21 protein-coding genes and 1 tRNA gene are annotated in these 20,318 nt (G+C 71.9%); 13 read left to right on the forward strand and 9 right to left on the reverse strand.

What is annotated here, in order from left to right; translation table 11 throughout:
- The first annotated feature begins 88 nt into the window (after positions 1-88).
- Positions 89-691 carry a dihydrofolate reductase family protein gene (locus BJK06_RS01845; RefSeq protein WP_070416472.1) on the forward strand — a complete coding sequence of 201 codons (603 nt, stop codon included), beginning with the start codon at positions 89-91 and terminating at the stop codon, positions 689-691.
- Here the strand turns inward: BJK06_RS01845 and BJK06_RS01850 are convergent, their stop codons facing one another.
- The 3 genes from BJK06_RS01850 to BJK06_RS01860 form a co-directional block, all read right to left on the reverse strand.
- Positions 692-1,174 carry a hypothetical protein gene (locus tag BJK06_RS01850; protein ID WP_070416473.1) on the reverse strand — a complete coding sequence of 161 codons (483 nt, stop codon included), beginning with the start codon at positions 1,172-1,174 and terminating at the stop codon, positions 692-694.
- A 70-nt stretch (positions 1,175-1,244) separates the two neighbouring features.
- Positions 1,245-2,090 carry an ABC transporter permease gene (locus BJK06_RS01855; RefSeq protein ID WP_070416474.1) on the reverse strand — a complete coding sequence of 282 codons (846 nt, stop codon included), beginning with the start codon at positions 2,088-2,090 and terminating at the stop codon, positions 1,245-1,247.
- The gene (locus tag BJK06_RS01860; RefSeq protein ID WP_070419118.1) at positions 2,087-3,004 is read right to left on the reverse strand and encodes an ABC transporter ATP-binding protein; all 918 of its coding nucleotides are present in this window, start codon (positions 3,002-3,004) and stop codon (positions 2,087-2,089) included. Before BJK06_RS01860 ends, BJK06_RS01855 begins: the two co-directional genes overlap by 4 nt.
- 156 nt (positions 3,005-3,160) lie before the next feature.
- Here BJK06_RS01860 and BJK06_RS01865 point away from each other — a divergent pair, with 156 nt between their 5' ends.
- Together BJK06_RS01865 and arr are read left to right on the forward strand one after the other, a co-directional pair.
- The gene (locus BJK06_RS01865; RefSeq protein ID WP_070416475.1) at positions 3,161-3,709 is read left to right on the forward strand and encodes a putative immunity protein; all 549 of its coding nucleotides are present in this window, start codon (positions 3,161-3,163) and stop codon (positions 3,707-3,709) included.
- Positions 3,706-4,116, forward strand: coding sequence for an NAD(+)--rifampin ADP-ribosyltransferase (gene arr / locus BJK06_RS01870; protein ID WP_070416476.1), 411 nt, complete (start codon positions 3,706-3,708; stop codon positions 4,114-4,116). The genes BJK06_RS01865 and arr overlap by 4 nt, the downstream gene beginning before the upstream one ends.
- Before the next feature lie 136 nt (positions 4,117-4,252).
- On the opposite strand, the gene BJK06_RS01875 is transcribed toward arr, so the two are convergent.
- Entirely contained in the window at positions 4,253-5,077 is an 825-nt protein-coding gene (locus BJK06_RS01875; protein ID WP_083294979.1) for a helix-turn-helix domain-containing protein, read from the reverse strand.
- A gap of 106 nt (positions 5,078-5,183) precedes the next feature.
- On the opposite strand from BJK06_RS01875, the gene melA reads away from it, so the two are divergent.
- The 4 genes from melA to BJK06_RS01895 all read left to right on the forward strand — a co-directional run bounded on the left by melA (position 5,184) and on the right by BJK06_RS01895 (position 9,861).
- On the forward strand, positions 5,184-6,608 hold the full coding sequence (gene melA / locus BJK06_RS01880; protein ID WP_070416477.1) for an alpha-galactosidase: 1,425 nt from the start codon (positions 5,184-5,186) through the stop codon (positions 6,606-6,608).
- 127 nt (positions 6,609-6,735) lie between these two features.
- Entirely contained in the window at positions 6,736-8,040 is a 1,305-nt protein-coding gene (locus BJK06_RS01885) for a sugar ABC transporter substrate-binding protein (protein ID WP_070416478.1), read from the forward strand.
- Positions 8,024-8,983 carry a carbohydrate ABC transporter permease gene (locus tag BJK06_RS01890; protein ID WP_070416479.1) on the forward strand — a complete coding sequence of 320 codons (960 nt, stop codon included), beginning with the start codon at positions 8,024-8,026 and terminating at the stop codon, positions 8,981-8,983. The genes BJK06_RS01885 and BJK06_RS01890 overlap by 17 nt, the downstream gene beginning before the upstream one ends.
- Positions 8,983-9,861, forward strand: coding sequence for a carbohydrate ABC transporter permease (locus BJK06_RS01895; protein ID WP_258027681.1), 879 nt, complete (start codon positions 8,983-8,985; stop codon positions 9,859-9,861). Before BJK06_RS01890 ends, BJK06_RS01895 begins: the two co-directional genes overlap by 1 nt.
- Positions 9,862-9,903: 42 nt before the next feature.
- Here the strand turns inward: BJK06_RS01895 and BJK06_RS01900 are convergent, their stop codons facing one another.
- Positions 9,904-10,536, reverse strand: a complete 633-nt coding sequence (locus BJK06_RS01900; RefSeq protein WP_070416480.1) for a TetR/AcrR family transcriptional regulator — start codon at positions 10,534-10,536, stop codon at positions 9,904-9,906.
- Positions 10,537-10,585: 49 nt separating this feature from the next.
- On the opposite strand from BJK06_RS01900, the gene BJK06_RS01905 reads away from it, so the two are divergent.
- Positions 10,586-11,542: a zinc-binding dehydrogenase gene (locus tag BJK06_RS01905; RefSeq protein WP_070416481.1), complete on the forward strand. Its 957-nt coding sequence runs from the start codon at positions 10,586-10,588 to the stop codon at positions 11,540-11,542.
- Between the two features lie 70 nt (positions 11,543-11,612).
- On the opposite strand, the gene BJK06_RS01910 is transcribed toward BJK06_RS01905, so the two are convergent.
- Positions 11,613-11,825: a cold-shock protein gene (locus BJK06_RS01910; RefSeq protein ID WP_070419121.1), complete on the reverse strand. Its 213-nt coding sequence runs from the start codon at positions 11,823-11,825 to the stop codon at positions 11,613-11,615.
- Between the two features lie 14 nt (positions 11,826-11,839).
- The gene (locus BJK06_RS01915) at positions 11,840-12,949 is read right to left on the reverse strand and encodes an acyl-CoA desaturase (RefSeq protein ID WP_070416482.1); all 1,110 of its coding nucleotides are present in this window, start codon (positions 12,947-12,949) and stop codon (positions 11,840-11,842) included.
- 167 nt (positions 12,950-13,116) lie between these two features.
- Between BJK06_RS01915 and BJK06_RS01920 the strand changes: the two genes are divergently transcribed.
- Complete coding sequence (locus BJK06_RS01920) at positions 13,117-14,154, forward strand: LLM class flavin-dependent oxidoreductase (protein ID WP_070416483.1); 1,038 nt, start codon at positions 13,117-13,119, stop codon at positions 14,152-14,154.
- Between the two features lie 39 nt (positions 14,155-14,193).
- Here the strand turns inward: BJK06_RS01920 and BJK06_RS01925 are convergent, their stop codons facing one another.
- On the reverse strand, positions 14,194-14,943 hold the full coding sequence (locus tag BJK06_RS01925; protein ID WP_070416484.1) for an alpha/beta fold hydrolase: 750 nt from the start codon (positions 14,941-14,943) through the stop codon (positions 14,194-14,196).
- A 53-nt stretch (positions 14,944-14,996) separates the two neighbouring features.
- On the opposite strand from BJK06_RS01925, the gene BJK06_RS01930 reads away from it, so the two are divergent.
- Complete coding sequence (locus BJK06_RS01930; protein ID WP_070416485.1) at positions 14,997-15,428, forward strand: MarR family winged helix-turn-helix transcriptional regulator; 432 nt, start codon at positions 14,997-14,999, stop codon at positions 15,426-15,428.
- A gap of 111 nt (positions 15,429-15,539) precedes the next feature.
- Positions 15,540-16,139: a GNAT family N-acetyltransferase gene (locus tag BJK06_RS01935; protein ID WP_070416486.1), complete on the forward strand. Its 600-nt coding sequence runs from the start codon at positions 15,540-15,542 to the stop codon at positions 16,137-16,139.
- A gap of 139 nt (positions 16,140-16,278) precedes the next feature.
- Here the strand turns inward: BJK06_RS01935 and BJK06_RS01940 are convergent.
- Positions 16,279-16,352, reverse strand: a tRNA-Pro gene (locus BJK06_RS01940).
- 188 nt (positions 16,353-16,540) lie between these two features.
- Here BJK06_RS01940 and BJK06_RS01945 point away from each other — a divergent pair.
- Complete coding sequence (locus BJK06_RS01945; protein WP_070416487.1) at positions 16,541-18,049, forward strand: hypothetical protein; 1,509 nt, start codon at positions 16,541-16,543, stop codon at positions 18,047-18,049.
- Positions 18,050-18,172: 123 nt separating this feature from the next.
- Positions 18,173-20,311: an ATP-dependent DNA helicase RecQ gene (locus tag BJK06_RS01950; RefSeq protein ID WP_070416488.1), complete on the forward strand. Its 2,139-nt coding sequence runs from the start codon at positions 18,173-18,175 to the stop codon at positions 20,309-20,311.
- The last annotated feature ends 7 nt before the right edge of the window (positions 20,312-20,318 follow it).

Genomic DNA, 20,318 nt, shown 5'->3' on the forward strand with positions numbered 1-20,318 from the left:
ATGGACCTGCTCTCGTCGTCGAGGAGCGTGCGGACGAGCGCGAGCGTACGCTCACGTCCACCGGCCCGTCCGACGAAGGAGTCGCGAGATGCCCGCACGGTTCGTGTACTGGATCAACGCCTCGCTCGACGGCTTCGTCGAGACCGAGGCCGGTGAGCACAGCGGCGTCGAGGGCCCGGAGTGGATCCGGATCGACGAGACCGTGCACCGCGAGTTCAACCGCCGCGCGCGGGCGATGACGCTGTCCGTCGAGGGCCGCATCGTCCACGACATGATGGACCCGTTCTGGCCCGACGCCCGCACCGACGAGTCCCTGCCCGCGTACATGCGCGAGTACGGCGAGATCTGGACCGAGCAGCCGAAGGTCCTGGTCTCCCGGTCGCGGACGGCGGCGGACCACAACACGCGGATCATCGGCCGCGACGAGGACGCGATCGACGAGCTCGCCCGCATCCGCGCCGAGTCCGACGGCGACGTCGGTGTCGGCGGTCCGAGCATCGCGACGCAGCTGCTCGACGCCGGACTCCTCGACGAGCTGATGGTCTTCACGCACCCGGCCGTCCTCGGGCGTGGGCGTCCGCTGTTCGACCCGCCGCCGTCGGGTGCGCGACCGCCGTTGGTCCTCGACCTGCTCGAGCAGCAGCGGTGGGACAACGGGGTGACGCTGCACCGGTACGACCTCCGGCGCTGATCAGCCGGCGGACGGTGCCGTCCCGACGATGACCAGCCGCCACGCGCTCGACCGGTCGCTGTCGAAGCCGTTGAACGCGACGGAGTCGACGTCCGTGCTCGCGAGCCGCGTCAGGCGGATCGGGTTCGGGCTGTCCCGGCAGGCCACGGGGTCGACGGTGAAGTCGCCGGATCCGCCCCGGGACTCGATGCGGACGATCCCCCGCATGTGCCCGTTGCCGAAGCACGAGAACTCGAGGTGGTCGATCGCCTTCGCGGCCGGGAACCGCAGCGTGACGCCGGTCCCGACCTCGGACGGGTCCTCGTCGCCGGGTTGGATGTCCGCGGTCAGCACGCCGAGGACGTCCGGGTCGGTCTCCGTCGCCGCCTCCTGTGCGCTCCGCCAGTCGGCGAGCGCCTCCTCGTCGACCGTCGGCGTCGCCGTGCAGCCGGCCAGCAGGAGCAGGACGGCGAGCGGCGGGACGATGAGGTGGGGGCGGTGCACGGTGCGAGCCTACGGAACGGGAGGCGCGGCGCCAGCTGGCACCGCGCCTCCAGTCCGGGGGATGGTGGCGTCAGACGTCGCGTCGGCGTGCCACCACGAGTGCGAGTGCGCCCACCACGGCCACCTCGGCCGCGAGCACGCCGAAGCCGCCCCAGCCGTTCAGGACGATGCCCTCCTGCGGCGCGGCGTCGCCGGCCGAGTAGGTGAACAGCTGCATCCCGGCCTGGTCGGGCAGGAACTTCGTGACGTCGAGGAGCCACTGCGCCTGCAGCACGCTCGCGATGAGCGACAGCAGGATCGGGACGACGAGCAGGAGCCCGAGCGTGATCGCGATCCCGCCGGCGCTCGACCGGACGAGGAGTCCGATGCCGTACGCGAGCAGGGCGAGGAGCGTGACGTACACCGAGGCGCCGAGCAGCGGCATGAACACCGACGGATCGGCGAGGTCGGCGTGCACGCCCTTGCCCGCCTGCAGCGCCGCCGAGGCGAACACCCCGATCCAGATCGACACCGCGCTGACGACGAAGGTGGTGACCGCGAGGACCGAGGCCTTCGCGAGGATCACACCCGTCCGGCGGGGGTCGGCGGTGAAGGTCGAGCGGACCTGACCGGTGCCGTACTCCCCCGTGATGATGAGCACGCCGAGCACCGCGACGACGAGTGCCGTCAGGGAGACACTGGCGGTGTTGATCGTCACGAGGGTGCCGTTCGCGGAGTCCTGGGCGACGGGCGTGCCGACGTCGAGGGCGTTGCCGATGAGCACGGCCATCGCGATCGTCACCACGACGAGGATCGCCAGGCACCAGATCGTGGAGCGGATGCTGCGGAGCTTGATCCACTCGCTGCGGACGAGCCGGCCGAAGCCGAGCCCGATCGTGGGCGGCAGGTCCGTCGGCGGCAGGGTCGTGGCGGTCATCGGGTGCCCTCCGATCGGTACTCGACGTCGTCCCGGGTGAGCGCCATGTAGGCCTCTTCCAGGCTGGCGCCCACGGGTGTGAGCTCGTGCAGCGGGACGCCGACCTGTGCGGCGATGTTCCCGACCGTGGTGGCGTCCGGGCCGACCACCATGAAGGTGCCGTCCTCGCGCGGGGTCACGGACGCGTTCGGGCCGATCGCCTGGAACAGCTGGTCGGGAGCCGGCGTCCGGACGACGACGCGGCTGCCGCCGGTGCCGCCGCCCGCGGCGACGAACTCCTGGATGGGGGCGTCGGCGAGGACCCGGCCGCGGCCGAGGACGACGACGCGGTCGGCCGTCTGCGCCATCTCGCTCATGAGGTGGCTGGACAGGAACACGGTGCGACCGTCGGCGGCCATGCGGCGGGCGAGCTGCCGCACCCAGAGCACGCCGTCCGGGTCGAGGCCGTTGACCGGCTCGTCGAGGATGAGCGTCTTCGGGTCGCCGAGCAGTGCCGCAGCGATGCCGAGTCGCTGCCCCATGCCGAGCGAGAACCCGCCGACGCGCTTCTTCGCGACGGAGTCGAGGCCGGTCATGTCGATGACCTCGTGCACGCGGGACTTCGGGATCCCGTGGGTCGCCGCGAGCGAGAGGAGGTGGTTGTAGGCGCTGCGGCCCTGGTGGACGGCCTTGGCCTCGAGCAGCGCCCCGACCTGCCGGAGCGGATCGCGGAAGGTCGTGTACGGCTGCCCGTTCACGGTCGCCCGCCCGGCCGTGGGGCGGTCGAGCCCCATGATCATGCGCATCGTGGTGGACTTCCCGGCGCCGTTCGGCCCGAGGAAGCCGGTCACGCTGCCCGGCCGCACGACGAACGAGACGTCGTCGACGGCGGTCTTCGGACCGTACTGTTTGGTGAGGTGCTCGACTTCGATCACGGCGGCCACGCTACGGGGACCTGGGAGTCGGCCGCGTCCACCCTGAGGGGGAGATGGGGTGGACCGCTCGGGGGACCCCCGACGAGTGCGGAGCGTGCCGGGCGTCGAGGCAGCCGCCGCCGGACCGGACTCGGGCCGACGTGGCACCGTGGAGGCATGCCGTCGCCGCAGTCGCTGACCGAGGCCGACCGGCGCATCGTTGCCGGGTGGGCGGCCGACTGCGCCGAGCGCGTCCTCCCGCTGTTCGAGCGTGAAGCCCCGACCGACGGCCGCGCCCGCGACGCCATCGAGCGGGCGCGGGCGTTCTCCCGCGGGGAGCTCGACGCCGCCGGGCAGATCCGTCGGCGCTTCGAGGCGGGCCGGGCCGCGAACGCCGTGACCCCGGCAGCTGCCGTCGCGGCGGCGCGTGCCGCAGCACAGGCGTGCGGCGTCGCGCACATGGGGGCACACGCACTGGGCGCTGCCGCGTACGCGGCGCGGGCTGCGGGACTGGCCGAGCCGTGCCTCCAGGACGCCGCGGCCCGCGAACGGGACCGACAGCTCGCGCTCGCGGGCGACGAGGTGCGCGACGCCCTCCGCCGCTTGCCGGCAATCGGGACGGACACGTCGGGGCCGCTCGGTCCGGGACTCCTCGCGCGGGGCGACCTCGGCGAGCACGTGCGAGCGCTGCAGCAGGCGATCGCCGGCGCTACCCTGACGCCGTGAGCGACACACTGGACGACGGGCCCTTCTTCCACGGGACCAAGGCGGACCTGCACGTCGGCGACCTGCTGACCGCCGGGTTCCGCTCGAACTACCGGCCCGAGGTCGTGATGAACCACGTGTACTTCACCGCGCTCCGGGACGGCGCCGGGCTCGCGGCCGAGCTCGCGGCGGGCGACGGACTCCCCCGGGTGTACGAGGTCGAGCCGACCGGCGCCTTCGAGGACGACCCGAACGTGACCGACAAGAAGTTCCCGGGCAACCCGACGCGCTCCTACCGCAGCACGGCGCCGCTCCGGATCACCGGCGAGGTGACGGACTGGCCGCGGTTGACGCCGGAGGCACTCCAGGCGTGGCGCGATCGGCTGGCGGCGCTGCGCGCGGACGAGCGGGGCGAGATCATCAACTGACCGCCGCGCCCTCGGACCGGGATTTCGCGCTGCGCGACAGTTCACGGGATCGGGGCGCCGTGAAGTGTCGGTCAGCGCGAAAACCCGCGCCCGCGCGCCCGCGCCAGAACCGACCCGCGCCCGCGCGAGCCCGCCGTCAGCGCGACCGCGCCCGGTACTCCCCCGGCGGCCCGCCGCACGCCCGGGCGAAGTGCGCGTAGAAGCTCGACTGCGACCCGAACCCCGCCGCGTGCGCGATCTCCGACGTCGTCATCGAGGTCGTCGCGAGCAACCGCTGTGCCTCGGCCACCCGGCACCGGGTGAGGTACTCGAGGATGGTCGTCCCGACGTCCTGCCGGAACACCGACATCGCGTAGTGCGGGTGCAGGTGCGCCGCCGCGGCGACGTCGGCCACCTCGATCGGCTCACGGAACCGGTCGACCACGAACCGCACCATGTCGATCACCCGGTGCATGGCGTCCGCGGTGCCGTGACCGCCGCCCGGGCGGAGGTCGACGGCGTCCCGGTGGTGCCGCAGCAGCCGTCGGACGAGCGCCTGGGCCTCGAGGTTCGCGATGGTCTCGGCGCCCTCGTCCGCGAAGTCCCGCTGCCACGAGCCGAGCATCGACTCGACGTCACGACCGGCGGCCTCGGTCGGCACGACGACCGGCCGGTTGAGCAGCATCGCGCCGAGGTCGTGGTCGGGCAGCCCCCACGCGAGCACCTCGCCGAGCGGGATGTGCACCCACCGGAACTCCCCCGTCCCCGTCCCGTCGCCGACGAGCTGGTGCGGGGTCCAGCCCCAGAAGAGCGCGATCTCGCCGGCGAGCACGCTGACCGGGGCGCCGCCGAAACGGTAGTCGAGGTGCCCGTCGAGCACGAGGTTGATCTCGAGGTCGTCGTGCCGGTGGGACGACGGCATGAGCGGCGCCGGGCCACGGTGGCTCCAGTACGCCGCTTCCATCGTCTCCACGTCGAGCACACCGCGAGCCTACGACAGCGACCCGAGGGCGCCCATCCGAGGATCCTGGAACCCCGCCGTCCGAAGCCGGAGGCCCGCACCCGCCCCCGCTTCCTACCGTCGTTGCATGACCAAGATCACCATCATCGGCGCCGGCGGCTTCGTCTTCCCGTTCCGCCTCATCGGCGACCTCGTCTCCTTCCCCGCACTGCAAGGCGCGACGCTGCACCTCATGGACCTCGACGCGGGCAGGGTCGCCCGCACCGCGAGCGCTGCCCGCGAGCTCGTCGCCCACCACGGCCTCGGCACCGAGGTCCTCGAGACCACCGACCGCCGCGAGGCCCTCGCCGGCGCAGACGTCGTCATCATCACGTTCCAGGTCGGCGGCGTGGAGTCGTACAGGTGGGACGTGGAGATCCCCCGGAAGTACGGCATCGACCAGGCCGTCGGCGACACCGTGGGACCCGGCGGCGTGTTCCGCTTCCTGCGCTCCGTGCGCGCCTACGAGGACATCGCCCGCGACGCGCTCGAGCTCTGCCCGGACGCCCAGTTCATCAACTACGCGAACCCGATGGCGATGGCCACGGCGTTCCTCAACGCGAAGGGCCTGCGCACGGTCGGCCTCTGCCACAGCGTGCAGGGCACCACGCGCATGCTCGCCCGGACCCTCGACGTGCCGTACGACGAGGTCGAGTACGTCAGCGCCGGCATCAACCACCAGGCCTGGATCCTCGAGTTCAAGCGGCGGAACGGCGAGGACCTGTACCCGCGCCTCCGCGAGGTGATGACCGCGAGGCACCGGCGCGGCGTCGCGGCGGCCGACCTGCACGACGACGACGGCGACCACAGCGAGGCGGCTGCGGCGGCGAGCAACTACGAGGGCGGCAACGAGCAGGTCCGCACACAGCTGATGCGGTCGTTCGGGTACTTCGAGACCGAGTCGAGCCACCACGCGAGCGAGTACGTGCCGTACTTCCGCAAGGACCCGGAGACGGTGCTCGAGTACATCCCGGAGCGCTGGGACTACTACGAGATCTGCCTCGCCCACGACGAGCAGGGCGACGTCGACCAGCAGCTCGAGAAGCTCAGGGCCGACCTCTCCCCGTCGGTCGAGTACGGCGCGAGCATCGTCAACGCGATCGTCACCGGCGTCCCCGCGGTGGTCTACGGCAACGTCCCGAACCGCACCGGCGTGATCGCCAACCTGCCGTCGGACGCCTGCGTCGAGGTCGCCTGCCTGGCCGACGGCAACGGCGTCACCCCGATCTCGTTCGGCGAACTCCCCCCGCAGCTCGCGGCGATCAACCGGACGAACACGAACGTGCAGACCCTGGCCGTCCGCGCGGCGCTGACCGGCAGCGTCGAGCACGTCCACCACGCGGTCGCGCTCGACCCCCTCACCGCGGCGCACCTCACGCTCGACCGGATCGCCGAGATGACCGACGAGCTGCTGCACGCGCACGCCGCGCTGCTCCCGGAGTCGCTGCGTCCGGCGACCGCGGCACCGGCCGCGCAGGGTGCCGTCCAGGAGGCGCGACCCGCCCTCGTCTGACCGCCCCGTCCGCCGACTGGGCCGGGTCCACCGCGCCACCCGGCCCCGTCACGGACGCACCCGGACCCCGGGACGTGCACCGCGCCTCCTGGACCACCACGGCACCACGACCTCGAAGGAGAGGACCATGCCGACCCGACCACCCACCCAGCTGGCCCGACGCGGGTTCCTCGCGCTGGCCGGCATCTCGATGGCCGGCGCACTCGCCGCCTGCGCCGGCCAGGGCACCGCTGCCCACGGCGGCACGAAGCACATCCGCCTGTCGACCTGGAACATCCCGACGGACATCACGAGCTACCAGCAGATCGCCGACGAGTTCGTCGCGGCGCACCCCGGCACGAGCGTCGCCGTCGAGGTCACCACGGGCCAGTTCCACCAGTGGTTCATCACCCGGCTCGCCGCGGACCTCGCGCCCGACGTCATCCGGATCACCCCGCAGCAGATCGGCCGGTACGCCGCGAACGGCAGCCTCGTCGACATCTCCGGCTCGATTCCGAAGGACTACCAGCAGGACTACAGCACGCCGTTCTGGGCGATCGGTGCCCGGGACGACGGTGTGTACGGCGTCTTCCAGCACACCGACAACTTCATCACCTACTACAACCGCGAGGTCATGGACCGGATCGGGGTCACCCCGCCGCAGAGCCTCGCGGACGCGTGGACGTGGGACGAGTTCCTCGACGTCGCGAAGGAGGTCAAGCAGGTCACCGGCAAGTACGCGTTCGGGTACGGCTGGTCCGCGCCGGAGACCGCCTACCGGTGGCTGCCGTTCGTCTACCAGAACGGGGGTGCGTTCCTCGGCGAGGACGGTGCCACCCCCTCGATGGACACCCCCGAGGCGATCGACGCCCTGGCGTTCGGACGCAAGTGGTACGCCGACGGCCTCGCCACCACCGGCAACCTGTCGAAGAGCGGCGGCGGGGACGTCTCCCGCAACCTGTTCCTGACCGGGCAGATCGGCATGATGCTCAACAACCCGGAGTCGATCGTGCAGCTCGACACCGACATGCGGGACAACTGGGGCACGGCGCCGATGATCCGGAACGTCGGTGAGGCGAGCGACCTCGGCGGCAACGCCCTCGCCGTCACGAAGTCGAGCAAGCACCCCGAGCTCGCGGCCGAACTCGTCGCGATGATCACCTCGCGGCCGAAGATGCAGCAGTTCTGCCACGACGGCAACTGGCTGCCCGCCCGCGAGTCCCTCGACGCGGCGGACATCGGGTACGCCGCGAACTCGGACACCATGCAGCGGTTCATCGACCAGGGGTCGACCATCCCGCTGTCGATGGTGAAGGCCGAGAGCGGGCAGTACTTCTCGTCGCTCAACGCGGTGTTCGCCGACTACCTCGACCTGTGCCTGCTCGGGCAGCTCAGCCCGAAGGAGGCCTCGAGCCAGATGATGGAGGCGATGCGCAGTGTCACTGCGAACTGAGACCGCGCCGGTCCGGACCACGGCGTCGACCGCCCCGCCGACCGGTGGGCTCCCCGTCGGTGGTGCCGCACGACGACGCCAGGGCCGGTTCGTCCCCTGGGTGTTCGTCGGCCCCGCGGCACTGCTGTTCCTCGGCTTCTCGCTCATCCCGATCGTGACCGCGATCGCCCTGAGCTTCCAGGACTCGAGCACCTCGCTCGGCGACGGCACCTGGGTCGGCGGGAAGAACTTCGTCGACATGGGTTCCGACCCGCTGATCGGCACGGCGCTGCGGAACACGCTCGTCTTCACGATCGGGACCGTCCCGACCGCGATGGCGATCGGCCTCGCCCTGGCGGTGGCGCTGAACCGACCGCTGCCCGGGCGTTCGGTGTTCCGTGCGCTCTTCTTCGTGCCGATGGTCGCCGCCGGCGTCGTGGTCGGCGTCATCATGTCGTGGATCTTCAACGGTGACTACGGCGTGGTGAACAACCTGCTCGAGGCGCTCGGTCTCGGCCGCGTCCCCTGGCTGACCGCGCCGGGCTGGGCGATGGCGACCCTGGTGATCGTCGTCGTGTGGACCCGGATCGGGTTCTGCATGGTGATCTACCTCGGTGCGCTGCAGTCCGTGCCCGCCGAGCTCAAGGAGGCAGCCGCGATCGACGGCGCCTCGCGGTGGGTGCGGTTCCGGACGATCACGTGGCCGCTCCTGCGACCGACGACGTCGATCCTGCTCATCCTCAACGTGGTGTTCTCGCTGCAGGCGTTCGACGTCATCTACGTGATGACCGGCGGCGGCCCCGGCTTCTCCACCACGGTGCTCATCCAGTACGTGTTCCGGTCCGCGTTCATCGACGCGCGGATGGGGTACGCCGCGGCGCTCGGGCTGGTGCTCGTCGCGATCCTGCTCGTGTTCACGCTGCTCCGGCAGCGGGCCAACAAGAAGGCTGAGGAGGCCATCTGATGGCACTGTCCGTTGCGGGGTCGACCCGCGCCTCCCGTCCGACCGCCGCGCGGCGGAAGCCGCGCCCGGGCCGCTGGGTGCTCGTCGCCGGACTCACCGCGCTGGCGATCCTGATGGTCTTCCCGCTGTACTGGATGGTCGTCTCCGCGCTCACCCCTGGCGGCCAGTCGCAGAGCGGCACGTTCTCGCTCTTCCCGACCCGGCCCACCTTCGAGAACTACACGCAGGTGTTCAGCACGCAGCCGGTCTGGCGGTGGCTCGGGAACTCCGCGCTCATCACCAGTGTCGGCACCGCGCTGAGCGTCGTCGTCTCGCTGATGGCCGGGTACGCCCTGGCGAAGTTCCGGTTCGTCGGGCGGGGGCTGCTCTACTCGGCGTTCCTCGTCACGATCATGATCCCGATCCAGGTCACCCTCGTGCCGAGCTTCCTCGTCGTCGCGAAGATCGGGCTCGTCGACTCCCCCTGGGCGGTCATCCTGCCGACGGTGTTCGACGTGGTCGGGATCTTCATCGCCCGGCAGTTCATGCTCGGGGTGCCGGACGCCCTGATGGAGGCCGCGCGGCTCGACGGCGCCGGCGAGTTCCAGACCTTCTTCCGGGTCGTGCTGCCGACCTGCGGTCCCCTCGTCGGGGTGCTCGTGATCCTCGGGTTCATGACGCGGTGGAACGACTTCCTCTGGCCGCTCGTCGTGCTGCAGGGCAACGAGAACCTCACGGTGCCGGTCGCGCTGTCGACGCTGACGAACAACCCGGCGTTCAGTTCGCCGTGGGGTGCCGTGATGGCGATCGCCACCGTCACGGTGCTGCCGCTGCTCGTGGTGTTCCTGGCGTTCCAGCGGCAGTTCGTGCAGGGCATCGCCTCGACGGGGATCAAGTAGGCCGCGGGCGCGCGGGCGTACCCGGTCGGGACGGCAGCACGGTCAGACCGCGGCGCGGAGCACGGCCCCCACGACGCGCGCGGGCTCCGGCAGCCGCTCGTTCGTGGCCGACGCCCGGAAGGAGTCGAGTGCGAGCGCGGCGAACCGCCGCGCGGCACCGAGTCGCTCGGCCGGGTCGTCCCCGCCCAGCCCCCGCGCCGCGAGCAGCACGAGGAGCAGGTCGTCGACGACGAAGTCGGGCCGCAACCGTCCCTCGGCCTTGGCTCGCAACGCCAGGCCCGCCATCGCGTGCAGGAGCTCGGCGCGGTGCCGTGCGAGCCGGTCGGACACCTGGCCCGCGGCGACGAGCGCATCGACGAAGCCCTGGTTGCGGGCGTTCAACTCGACGGTCCGCTCGACGACGGAACGCAGGCCCAGCCAGGGGTCCGGGTGCGCGGCACCCTCGAGGACGATGTTCCGGCAGAGCTCGAGCTCGTCGTCGAACGCTGCGTCGACGAGGTCCCGCCGGGTCGGGAACCGCCGGTAGAGCGTCGCCGGCCCGACCCCCGCGTGCCGGGCGATGTCCCGCATCGTCACGTCGAGGCCCCGCGCACCGAACAGCTCGCGCGCGGCCTGCAGCACGCGGTCGCGGTTCTCGCGTGCGTCGGATCGGAGGTGAGACGTCTCGTCGGTCATCGCTCCCACTTTAGTCAAGTGGACGCGGGCGTCCGTTAGCGTCGCGAGCATGCACGCAGTCACCATCCAGTCCTTCGGTCCGCCGGACGGCCTCGTCCCCACCGAGCTCCCCGAACCCGTCGCCGCGCCCGGCCAGGTCCTCGTCGACGTCGAGGCGATCGGCGTCGGCGGCGTGGACGCCGTCATCCGGCGCGGGACCATCGCGCGCGCCGGCCTCGAGCCCGGGTACGTCCCGGGCAGCGAGGTCGCCGGGCGCGTCGTCGCCGTCGGGGACGAGCGGGACGCCGACTGGCTCGGCCGTCGGGTCTGGGCGTTCACGGGCGTCGGTGGCGCGTACGCCGAACGGGTCGTCGCCGGCACCGGGGACCTCACACCGCTCGAGGACGGGTTCGACGCCGTGGACGCCGTCGCCCTGGGGTCGGCCGCCCCGGTCGCCCGGTTCGCGCTGGCGCACGCGCACCTCGCCCCGGGCGAACGGGTGCTGGTACGCGGAGCCGCCGGCAGCATCGGGATCGCCGCGGTCGAGCTCGCCGCACAGGCCGGTGCCGCGGCGGTCGCGGTGACGACGGGTTCGGCCGAGCGAGGCGACCGTCTGCGCGGGTTCGGCGCCACCCACGTGCTCGACCGACAGGGCGCGGGCGACGGGCCGGAGTCGTACGACGTGGTCATCGACGTCGTCGGCGGCCCCGCGATGCCCGCGTTCATCGACCGTCTGGCACCGAACGGTCGGCTGGTCCTCGTCGGCGCCGTGGCCGGCATGCCCCCGGCGGACTTCGGTGCGCACCTGCTCCGCGGCTTCCAGCAGTCGCGGTCGGTCGCGACCTTCAGTCTCGACTCCGTGCCGCGCGACGCCCTGGCGTCGACGCGGACGGAGCTCTTCCGCGCGGCCGCCGCGGGGACCCTGTCCCCGGTCGTCGACGCGGTGCTGCCGCTCGCAGACGCTGCGGAAGCGCACCGCCGCATGGACGACGGCGAGGTCTTCGGACGGATCGTCCTGACGCCCTGATCCCGGCCATGGACAGACGGGAGGCGCGGTGCCAGCTGGCACCGCGCCTCCCGTCCGTCACCTGGTGACGTCAGCCGCGGATCACGGAGATCTCGTCGGCCTGCGGACCCTTCTTGCCGGGGCCGACCACGTAGCGGACGTGGTCGGTGTCCTCGAGCGAGCGCAGGCCCGTCGACGCGACGATGCTGGAGAAGTGGGCGAACAGGTCGTCGGACCCGTCGTCCGGGGTGATGAAGCCGAACCCCTTGTTGTTGTCGAACCACTTGACGGTTCCGGTGGGCATCAGAGCCACCCCTCTCAGTGGATGCGCAGTTGCGCGACCATCGGGCAGGCGAACGGGTCACGAGCGGCGAGCCCGACCCGGTTGAGGTACCGGACGACGATGCCGTACGAGCGCAGCAGGGTGGTCTCGGTGTAGGGCACGTCGAGCGTGTCGCAGTGGTCGCGGACGAGCAGGCGGGCCTGCTTCAGCGCCGGACGCGGCATCGACGGGAACAGGTGGTGCTCCACCTGGTAGTTCAGGCCACCCATGAGGAACGAGACCCACCAGCCACCGCGGATGTTGCGGGAGGTGCGGACCTGGCGCGAGAAGAAGTCGACCTTGGCGTCGTGCGCGATGGTCGGCATGCCCTTGTGGTTCGGGGCGAACGAGGCGCCCATCATCACACCGAAGACGGCGAGCTGGACCCCGAGGAACGCGCACGCCATGCCGAAGGGCAGGAACCAGAACACGATCGTCAGGTAGATGCCGAAGCGGGCGACGAGCAGGCCGGCCTCGAGCCAGCGGTGCTTCACGTCGGCCTTCGTGCCGTTGCCCGTGACGATGCTCATCACGGCGTAGCGGTGCAGGTTCAGGCCCTCGAGCGTGAGGAGGGGGAAGAACAGCCAGCCCTGGAAGCGCATGAACGTCGTCATGAGCGGGCCCTTCACCGACGCGGCGTCCTCCGGCAGGAAGCGGATGCCGTCCGGCGCGATGTCCGGGTCCTTGCCGACGGTGTTCGGGTTGCCGTGGTGGCGGGTGTGCTTGTTCATCCACCACGAGTAGCTGAGGCCGACCATGAACGTGCCGAGCCAGCGGCCGGCGTGGTCGTTCCACTTCTGCGAGGCGAAGACCTGACGGTGCGCGGCCTCGTGCGAGAGGAACGCGAACTGCGTGAAGAGGACGCCGAGGGCTCCGGCGACGATGAGCTGGAACCACGAGTCGCCGAGGAACGCGAACGCGACCCAGGCGAGGGCGAGGGTGCCGATGAGGGTTCCGAACAGGGACCAGTAGAAACCGGTGCGGCGGCGCAGGAGGCCGTTGTCCTTCACCTGCGCCAGCAGCGCGGAGTAGGTCGAGGTGCCCTTGCGGGGACCTGTTGCGGGACGGGTGCGGGTGTAACCCGGTGCGAGCGGAGTGGTGGTCATGAGGACCGCCTTCCGGTACGGATCGGTCCTTCAACCAATGCGAGTGAGTTCACGCGTTTGCGCTTGGCGCGACACTAGGGGCGGAACATGCGTGTTCGCCTGGGAGTCCGGTTTGCGTCGGTCCGTCTGCCACGATCTTCCGTCGGTCCGTCTGCCACGATCGACGCATGCCTCTCGACGGACGCCCCCTCGAACGCCTCGGCTTCCTCACCATCGGGTCGTTCGACCCGGCACGGCCCCGACTCGGTCACGAGGAGACGCTCCGGGTCATCGAGCGCGCCGAGGCCCTGGGCTTCGACAGCGCGTGGTTGCGGCACCGGCACGTGCAGCACGGCATCTCCTCCCCCGTCGCGCTGATGGCAGCCGCCTCGCAGCGGACCTCCCGGATCGCGCTCGGGACCGCCGTCACACCGATCGGCGCCGAGAACCCGTTCCGGCTCGCCGAGGACCTGGCGACGGTCGACGTGCTCCTCGGCGCCCGTCTCAACCCCGGTTTCTCCTCCGGCACCCCGATGCACTACGACCTCTACCGGGACGCGCTGTACCCGGACACCGCCGAGCAGGAGGACTTCGGCGACGCCCGACTCCTGCGCTTCCGTGACCTCGTCCGGGGCGACCCGGTCGTCGAGGTCGCCGAGCAGCGCGGCATCGAGGAGTTCGCCACGACCGTGCAGCCGCAGAGCCCCGGCCTCGCCGACCGGCTCTGGTACGGCACGGGCAGCACGCGGTCAGCGGTGTGGGCGGCGCGGAACGGTTTCCACCTGCTCACCTCGAGCGTGACGCGGAGCGAGATCGGCACGGACTTCGCGACGAACCAGCGCGCCCAGGTCGACGCCTACCTCGAGGCGCACCCGTCCCCGGCGACCGCCCGCGTGTCGCAGGGCCTCGTCGTGATCCCCACCGACACGGCGACACCGGAGCAGGAGGCCCGGTACCGCGCCTACGTCGAGGGTCGGGCGGGTCGCGTCGGGGTGCCGATGGGGCCGGGGAAGCTGCTCTTCGCCGCCGACCTGGTCGGGACGTCGGCCGAGATCGCTGATCGTCTGCGCGCGGACGCCGGGTACCAGGTCGCCACGGAGGTCGCCTTCGCGCTGCCGTTCTCGTTCGAGGCGGAGGACTACGCGCAGATCATCACGGACATGGCGGAGCGGCTCGGGCCGGCGCTCGGGTGGGCGCGGGGGACCGTGGCGACCACCGGTCGCTGAGACCGCCGCGGAGCGCCCGGTCAACGCCCCGCGCGGTGTTCAGTGCGCGGCGAGGAAGGGGTCGAGGACCGCCCACGTCGCCGCGGGTGCCTCCAGGTGCGGAAGGTGCCCCGCCGCAGGGACGACATGGAACTCGGCACCCGGGACGGCAGCGGCGACGGCCCGCCCGTACGCCGGGGTGACGATGCCGTCGCTCTGGCCGAACACGACGAGGGTGGGGACCCGCACCGCGCCGAGCCGCCCGAGGAGCGTGGGATCGCTCATGGCCCGACCCGCGAGCACCGCCATCGTCCGTCCGTTCGACTGCTGGACGGCTCGCTGCTCGGGCGTGGCCGAAGCGGGATCGACGTACCCCCGGTCCGGGTCGTGCCACGCGGCCTCGGCGAGTCCGCGGGCGTCGAGCGCGAAGAAGTCCGCGATGGGCTCGCCGTCCACCACCGCACCGACGCCGTCGATGTCGACGACGGCGCCGAGCAGTCCGCTGGAGCGCTCGTCGGCCGCTGCCTGCACCGCCATCTCGAGGGCGATCCAGCCGCCGATCGAGGAGCCGATCACGACGACGTCACGCTGCCCCTCGGCGAGCAGGCGCTCGAGGTACGCGGTCGCGAGGGCGGCGATCGAGTCGAGGTCGTCAGGGCGCTCGGTGCCGTTCCACCCGGGGTGGGTGGGCGCGAGGACGTGGTGGTCGGCGGCGAGGTGACGGACGATCGGCTCGACGGTCTGCGGGCCGCCGCCGCCGTGCAGGACGAGCGCGACGCGGCCGTTCGTGTCCGGGAGGGTGAGATCCATGTCGGTCTACCTTTCTCAACATGTTTATCTAAGGATGCTGATACCGTAACACCATGTCGACCGATCTCGAAGCACTCGGACAAGCGATGAAGCGCGCCCAGTACCGGAACCACCGCAGGATGGACGCCGCTCTGGGCGAAGCCGGGGTGTCCCTGGTGCAGTGGGACGCGCTCCGGGCGATCGACCGGATGCCGGCGGCGTCCGGGCACGACCTCGCGGTCGCGACGTTCCAGAGCGACCAGTCGTTCGGCACGCTCGCGAACCGCCTGCTCGACCGCGGCCTGATCGCACGCTCGGCGGGGCGGGGCCGTCGGATCGAGCACGCGCTCACCGACGACGGCCGCGCGGCGTTGGCGGCCGGGCACCGCATCGCGGCGGTCGTGCTCGAGGACCTGTTCGCGCCGCTCGACGAGTCGGAGCGCACGGCGCTCGACCGCCTGCTCGACCGGCTCCTCGTGCACGAGCCCGCACCGGGAGCGGTGTGAGCGACCGCGTCGGGGCACATCCCGCGCCCGGGGGCTACCATCCGCTGCAGCAGAGCAGCCGTCGCCGCTGAGGGGTCCCGACGGGAGCTCGTCGGCCGGCAGGACTGGTGGATGACCATGACGACGGAGCACGTGATCAAACCGCTGACCCGCGCGACGTTCCCCGCGTGGCGGGCCCTCGCGGCGAAGCACAACGGCGTCTGGGGCGGGTGCTACTGCTCGTACTTCCACGGTGACACCGACACCACGGTGAAGAGCGAGTACGACCGGGTGACCTTCAAGGAGCGCCTCGTGGACGAAGGGGTCGCACACGCAGCCCTGGTGTTCGAGGGCGAGGACGCGATCGCCTGGTGCCAGTTCGGCAGCCCCGCGGAGCTGCCGAACATCTACCACCGCAAGCAGTACGACGTCGGCGAACCCGCACCGCCCCCGTGGCGCATCACGTGCTTCTTCGTCGACCGGGACCACCGGCGGTCCGGGGTCGCTCGCGAAGCGCTCGACGGTGCGCTGGGGTTGATCGCGGAGGCGGGCGGCGGCGAGGTCGTCTCGTTCCCGAATGAGCTCACTCCGGGCAAGCGGACCTCGTCGTCCTTCCTGCACAACGGCACGAGGGCGATGTTCGAGCAGGCGGGCTTCACGTTCGAGCGCCACATCGGCACGAGCAAGACCGTCATGCGGTTGACCGTCCCCCCGGCTCCGGTGGTCGGCTGACGGCAGCTCCACCGCCTTCCAGGAGGCACGGTGCGGGCCCGCCACGCGCCTCCGGTCCGATGACGTGGACGTCCGACCTGGTGGCTGCCGCGAACGACTGAAGCCCCGACGGAACCAGCGTTCCGTCGGGGCTTTCCGGTCGGGCTGACAGGATTTGAACCTGCGACCCCTTGACCCCCAGTCAAGTGCGCTACCAAGCTGCGCCACAGCCCGCGAGCCCCGAGGGACCCACGTCGCCCGCGTCCGACCGGAGCGCGGAGCAACCCGACAAGCATAGCGGACGCCGGCCCCCTCCCGCGCCACGCGGTGTCGTCCCGCGCGAGTCGTCCAGTGCGTCGCGGCTCCACACGACACCCGTCGGATTCCCAGGGTCCCCGCCGGCCGGCTCGTAGGGTGGCCCGATGCGTTCCGGTCCCACCTCCCGTGTCCTCCTCGCACTCGCAGCAGCCGGCCTGCTGCTCGGAGCCGCCGGGTGCACCGGGTCACAGACCGAGACACCCCGGCCGACCCTCGCGAAGGCGACGGCGGAGTCCGTGTCGGTCGCGGCCCAGTCCGACGCCGCCGAACGGTCCGTCCGGACGAGCCGCGCGCTGTTCGCGTCCGCTCCCGGAGCCGTCGTCGCGCCCGCCGACGACGCCGACGCCGTGCGGTCCGCGGCGAGCGCCGCCGAGGCGGCCCACGTCCCGGTCCTCCTCACCGGGAAGGACGAGTCGACGGGGAAGGGCGAGTCGACGGCGAAGGACGGGTCGCCGGCGGCGCACGAACTCGAGCGCCTCGGCGCCCGCTGGTACCAGGCCGAGGGCGACGTCGCGATCGACACCGACGTCCCCGAGCAGGACGCACCGGACGGCGGGGACGCGCCGGAGCCGAGCCGCGCCTCCAGGCAGGCCACCGTCGTCGTGGCGGACGCGACCGCCGACGCCGCATCCGTGGCGACCGCGAAGGCGGCGGGTGCCCGCGTCGTGACGATGCCGGACGGCGTGACGGACCCCGCGGCCGCGCCGGACGTCGTGACCGCACTGCACGAGCGGAGCGACCACCCGACGGTGCTGGTGGGGGCGGCGTTCGCCGACCTGCCGGACCCGGAGTGGACCGTGCGCGCCGCCGAGAACGGGTGGCAGCTGCCCGACGGCGGGCAACGGCCGTTCGACGGACACCGGTACGTGGCACTCTACGGTGCGCCGGGAGCGCCCGCGCTCGGCGTCCTCGGTGAGCAGGACCCGACGGCGACGGTGCAGCGCGCGAAGTCCGTCGCGGCGTCCTACAAGGGGCTCGGCGACGTGCCGATCACGCCCGCGATGGAGGTCATCGCGACCGTCGCCGCCGGGGACGCCGGCGCGGACGGGGACTACTCGACCGAGCTGCCCGTGTCGACGCTCGAGCCCTACGTCGATGCCGCGCACGACGCCGGGATGCCCGTGATCCTCGATCTCCAGCCGGGGCGCGCGGACTTCTTGTCGCAGGCGAAGCGGTACGAGTCGCTCCTGTCGAAGCCGGGCGTGTGGCTGGCGCTCGACCCCGAGTGGCGGCTCGGGCACGACCAGGTCCCGCTCGAGCAGATCGGGAGTGTGAAGGCCTCCGAGGTGAACGAGGTGTCCTCGTGGCTCGCGGACCTGGTCCGCTCGAAGGGGCTCCCCCCGAAGGCGTTCGTGCTCCACCAGTTCCGGCTGTCGATGATCCAGGACCGCGCGTCGCTCGAGCAGCACCCCGAGCTCGACATGCTCGTGCACGTCGACGGACAGGGATCGCAGCCGGACAAGCAGGCGACGTGGAAGGCGCTGCACGTCGGGGCGCCCGAGGGCATCCACTGGGGATGGAAGAACTTCTACGACGAGGACCAGCCGATGCTGACGCCGCAGCAGACCATGGCGGACGTGGCGCCGACACCGTCGCTGATCACGTACCAGTAGCGTTTTCCACAGACTGGCGCGCCCCGCTCGGCGGCGACGCGGAGCGTTGCGCGGGGCGCGCCGACCGAGCCTGCGAGGGAGGACGACCCGCGTTTCGTCGGTCGGTGCTGACAGCATGGGGTCATGTCTGTAGCCCCGTCACCTGCTCCGCCGTCCCCCGCGATCGCTGCGGAGGCGCAGGAGGCGCTGCACGCCCTGACCGGGCGGCCCGACGCGGTGTTCCACCCCGGGCAGCTCGAGGCGATCTCGGCGCTGGTCGAGCATCGGCAGCGCGCCCTCGTGGTGCAGCGCACCGGGTGGGGGAAGTCCGCCGTGTACTTCCTCGCGACCCTGCTGCTCCGGCGACGCGGGGGCGGCCCGACCGTGCTCGTGTCGCCGCTGCTCGCACTCATGCGCGACCAGGTCGCCGCGGCTGCCCGGGCCGGGGTGCGTGCGGTGTCGATCAACTCGGCGAACGCGCACGAGTGGGGTGAGACGCAGGCGGCGCTCGCCCGCGACGAGGTGGACGTCCTGCTCGTCTCCCCCGAGCGGCTCAACAACCCGAGGTTCCGCGACGAACAGCTGCCGACGCTCATCGCCCGCATGGGCATGCTCGTCGTCGACGAGGCGCACTGCATCTCCGACTGGGGGCACGACTTCCGGCCGGACTACCGCCGGCTGGCCGAGCTCATCCGGTCGCTCCCCCACGGCGTGCCCGTCCTCGCCACCACCGCGACGGCGAACGAGCGCGTGGTCGAGGACGTCGCCGAGCAGCTGACCGCCGGCCCCGACGACCCCGTGTTCACCATCCGCGGGTCCCTCGCGCGGGCCTCGCTGCGGCTCGGCGTGCTGTCGCTCCCCGACGCCCGACAGCGGCTCGGCTGGTTGCTCGCGCACCTCGGCGACCTGCCGGGCAGCGGCATCATCTACACGCTCACCGTCTCCGCGGCCGAGGACATCGCCCGGCTACTGCGCGACAACGGGTACTCGGTCCGCGCCTACACCGGGCGCACCGACACTGACGAGCGCGAGCAGCTCGAGCAGCAGCTCAAGGGCAACGAGCTGAAGGCCCTCGTCGCGACGAGTGCGCTCGGGATGGGGTTCGACAAGCCGGACCTGGGCTTCGTCGTCCACGTCGGGGCGCCGTCCTCCCCCGTGGCGTACTACCAGCAGATCGGTCGTGCCGGTCGCGCCACCGACAACGCCGACGTGCTCCTGCTGCCCGGGCGTGAAGACCAAGAGATCTGGCAGTACTTCGCGAGTGCCTCGATGCCGACCGAGTCCCGGGCGTCCGCGGTGCTGCACGCGCTGTCCCGTGACTTCGCGATGTCGACCGTCGCCCTCGAGGGACTGGTCGACATCAAGCGCTCCACCCTCGAACTCCTGCTCAAGGTGCTCGATGTCGACGGCGCCGTCCAGCGCGTCGCCGGCGGGTGGGTCGCCACGGGGCAGCCGTGGGAGTACGACGCGCCCCGCTACGAGCGGGTCGCCGCTGCCCGCGCTGCCGAGGCCGCGTCGATGCTCGACTACGAGTCCACGTCGCAGTGCCGCATGCAGCTCCTGCAGCAGGACCTCGACGACCCGTCCGCCGAACCGTGCGGTCGCTGCGACAACTGCACCGACGCCTGGTACCCGACGTCGGTGTCGTCGTCGGACGCCTCGGGTGCCGCCGCGGCACTCGACAAGGTCGGGGTCGAGATCGCCCCGCGCGCCCAGTGGCCGTCGGGCATGTCGTCGCTCGGCGTCCCCGTGCGCGGCAAGATCAGCGCTGACGAGCTCGTCCAGCCCGGACGCGCCGTCGCCCGACTCACCGACCTCGGGTGGGGTGGGCCGCTCCGTGCCCTCTTCGCACCGGGGGTCCCCGATGCCCCGATCTCGCGGGAGCTCGTCGACGGGTGCGTCCGTGCGCTCAAGGACTGGCCGTGGGAGACCCGTCCGACCGGGGTCGTCGCGATGTCGTCGCGGTCACGGCCCGAACTCGTCGGGTCGCTCGCGCAGGCACTGTCCTCGATCGGGCGACTGCAGTTCCTCGGCACGCTCGGCCGGAACGGTGGGACGCCGCGCGGCGACGGTGCGACGAACAGCGCCTACCGGTTGTCGGGGGTGTGGGACACGTTCGTGGTCGATCCTGCGCTCGGGGCCGCGCTGCAGTCGCACGAGGGGCCGGTGCTGCTCGTGGACGACCTCGTCGACAGTCGGTGGACGATGACCGTGGCGGGCCGCGAACTGCGGCGGGCGGGGGCGTCGGCCGTGTTGCCGTTCGCGTTGGCCACGGTCGCCTGAGCCGGTC

Source organism: Curtobacterium sp. BH-2-1-1 (assembly GCF_001806325.1).
Taxonomy (GTDB): Bacteria; Actinomycetota; Actinomycetes; order Actinomycetales; family Microbacteriaceae; genus Curtobacterium.

Excerpts from the sequence above, each read along its gene's own strand:
- BJK06_RS01845 (WP_070416472.1), top strand. The coding sequence starts at position 89 with ATGCCCGCACGGTTCGTGTACTGGATCAACGCCTCGCTCGACGGCTTC.
- BJK06_RS01855 (WP_070416474.1), bottom strand. The coding sequence starts at position 2,090 with ATGACCGCCACGACCCTGCCGCCGACGGACCTGCCGCCCACGATCGGG.
- BJK06_RS01865 (WP_070416475.1), top strand. The coding sequence starts at position 3,161 with ATGCCGTCGCCGCAGTCGCTGACCGAGGCCGACCGGCGCATCGTTGCC.
- melA (WP_070416477.1), top strand. The coding sequence starts at position 5,184 with ATGACCAAGATCACCATCATCGGCGCCGGCGGCTTCGTCTTCCCGTTC.
- BJK06_RS01885 (WP_070416478.1), top strand. The coding sequence starts at position 6,736 with ATGCCGACCCGACCACCCACCCAGCTGGCCCGACGCGGGTTCCTCGCG.
- BJK06_RS01895 (WP_258027681.1), top strand. The coding sequence starts at position 8,983 with ATGGCACTGTCCGTTGCGGGGTCGACCCGCGCCTCCCGTCCGACCGCC.
- BJK06_RS01900 (WP_070416480.1), bottom strand. The coding sequence starts at position 10,536 with ATGACCGACGAGACGTCTCACCTCCGATCCGACGCACGCGAGAACCGC.
- BJK06_RS01905 (WP_070416481.1), top strand. The coding sequence starts at position 10,586 with ATGCACGCAGTCACCATCCAGTCCTTCGGTCCGCCGGACGGCCTCGTC.
- BJK06_RS01910 (WP_070419121.1), bottom strand. The coding sequence starts at position 11,825 with ATGCCCACCGGAACCGTCAAGTGGTTCGACAACAACAAGGGGTTCGGC.
- BJK06_RS01915 (WP_070416482.1), bottom strand. The coding sequence starts at position 12,949 with ATGACCACCACTCCGCTCGCACCGGGTTACACCCGCACCCGTCCCGCA.
- BJK06_RS01920 (WP_070416483.1), top strand. The coding sequence starts at position 13,117 with ATGCCTCTCGACGGACGCCCCCTCGAACGCCTCGGCTTCCTCACCATC.
- BJK06_RS01925 (WP_070416484.1), bottom strand. The coding sequence starts at position 14,943 with ATGGATCTCACCCTCCCGGACACGAACGGCCGCGTCGCGCTCGTCCTG.
- BJK06_RS01930 (WP_070416485.1), top strand. The coding sequence starts at position 14,997 with ATGTCGACCGATCTCGAAGCACTCGGACAAGCGATGAAGCGCGCCCAG.
- BJK06_RS01935 (WP_070416486.1), top strand. The coding sequence starts at position 15,540 with ATGACCATGACGACGGAGCACGTGATCAAACCGCTGACCCGCGCGACG.
- BJK06_RS01945 (WP_070416487.1), top strand. The coding sequence starts at position 16,541 with ATGCGTTCCGGTCCCACCTCCCGTGTCCTCCTCGCACTCGCAGCAGCC.
- BJK06_RS01950 (WP_070416488.1), top strand. The coding sequence starts at position 18,173 with ATGTCTGTAGCCCCGTCACCTGCTCCGCCGTCCCCCGCGATCGCTGCG.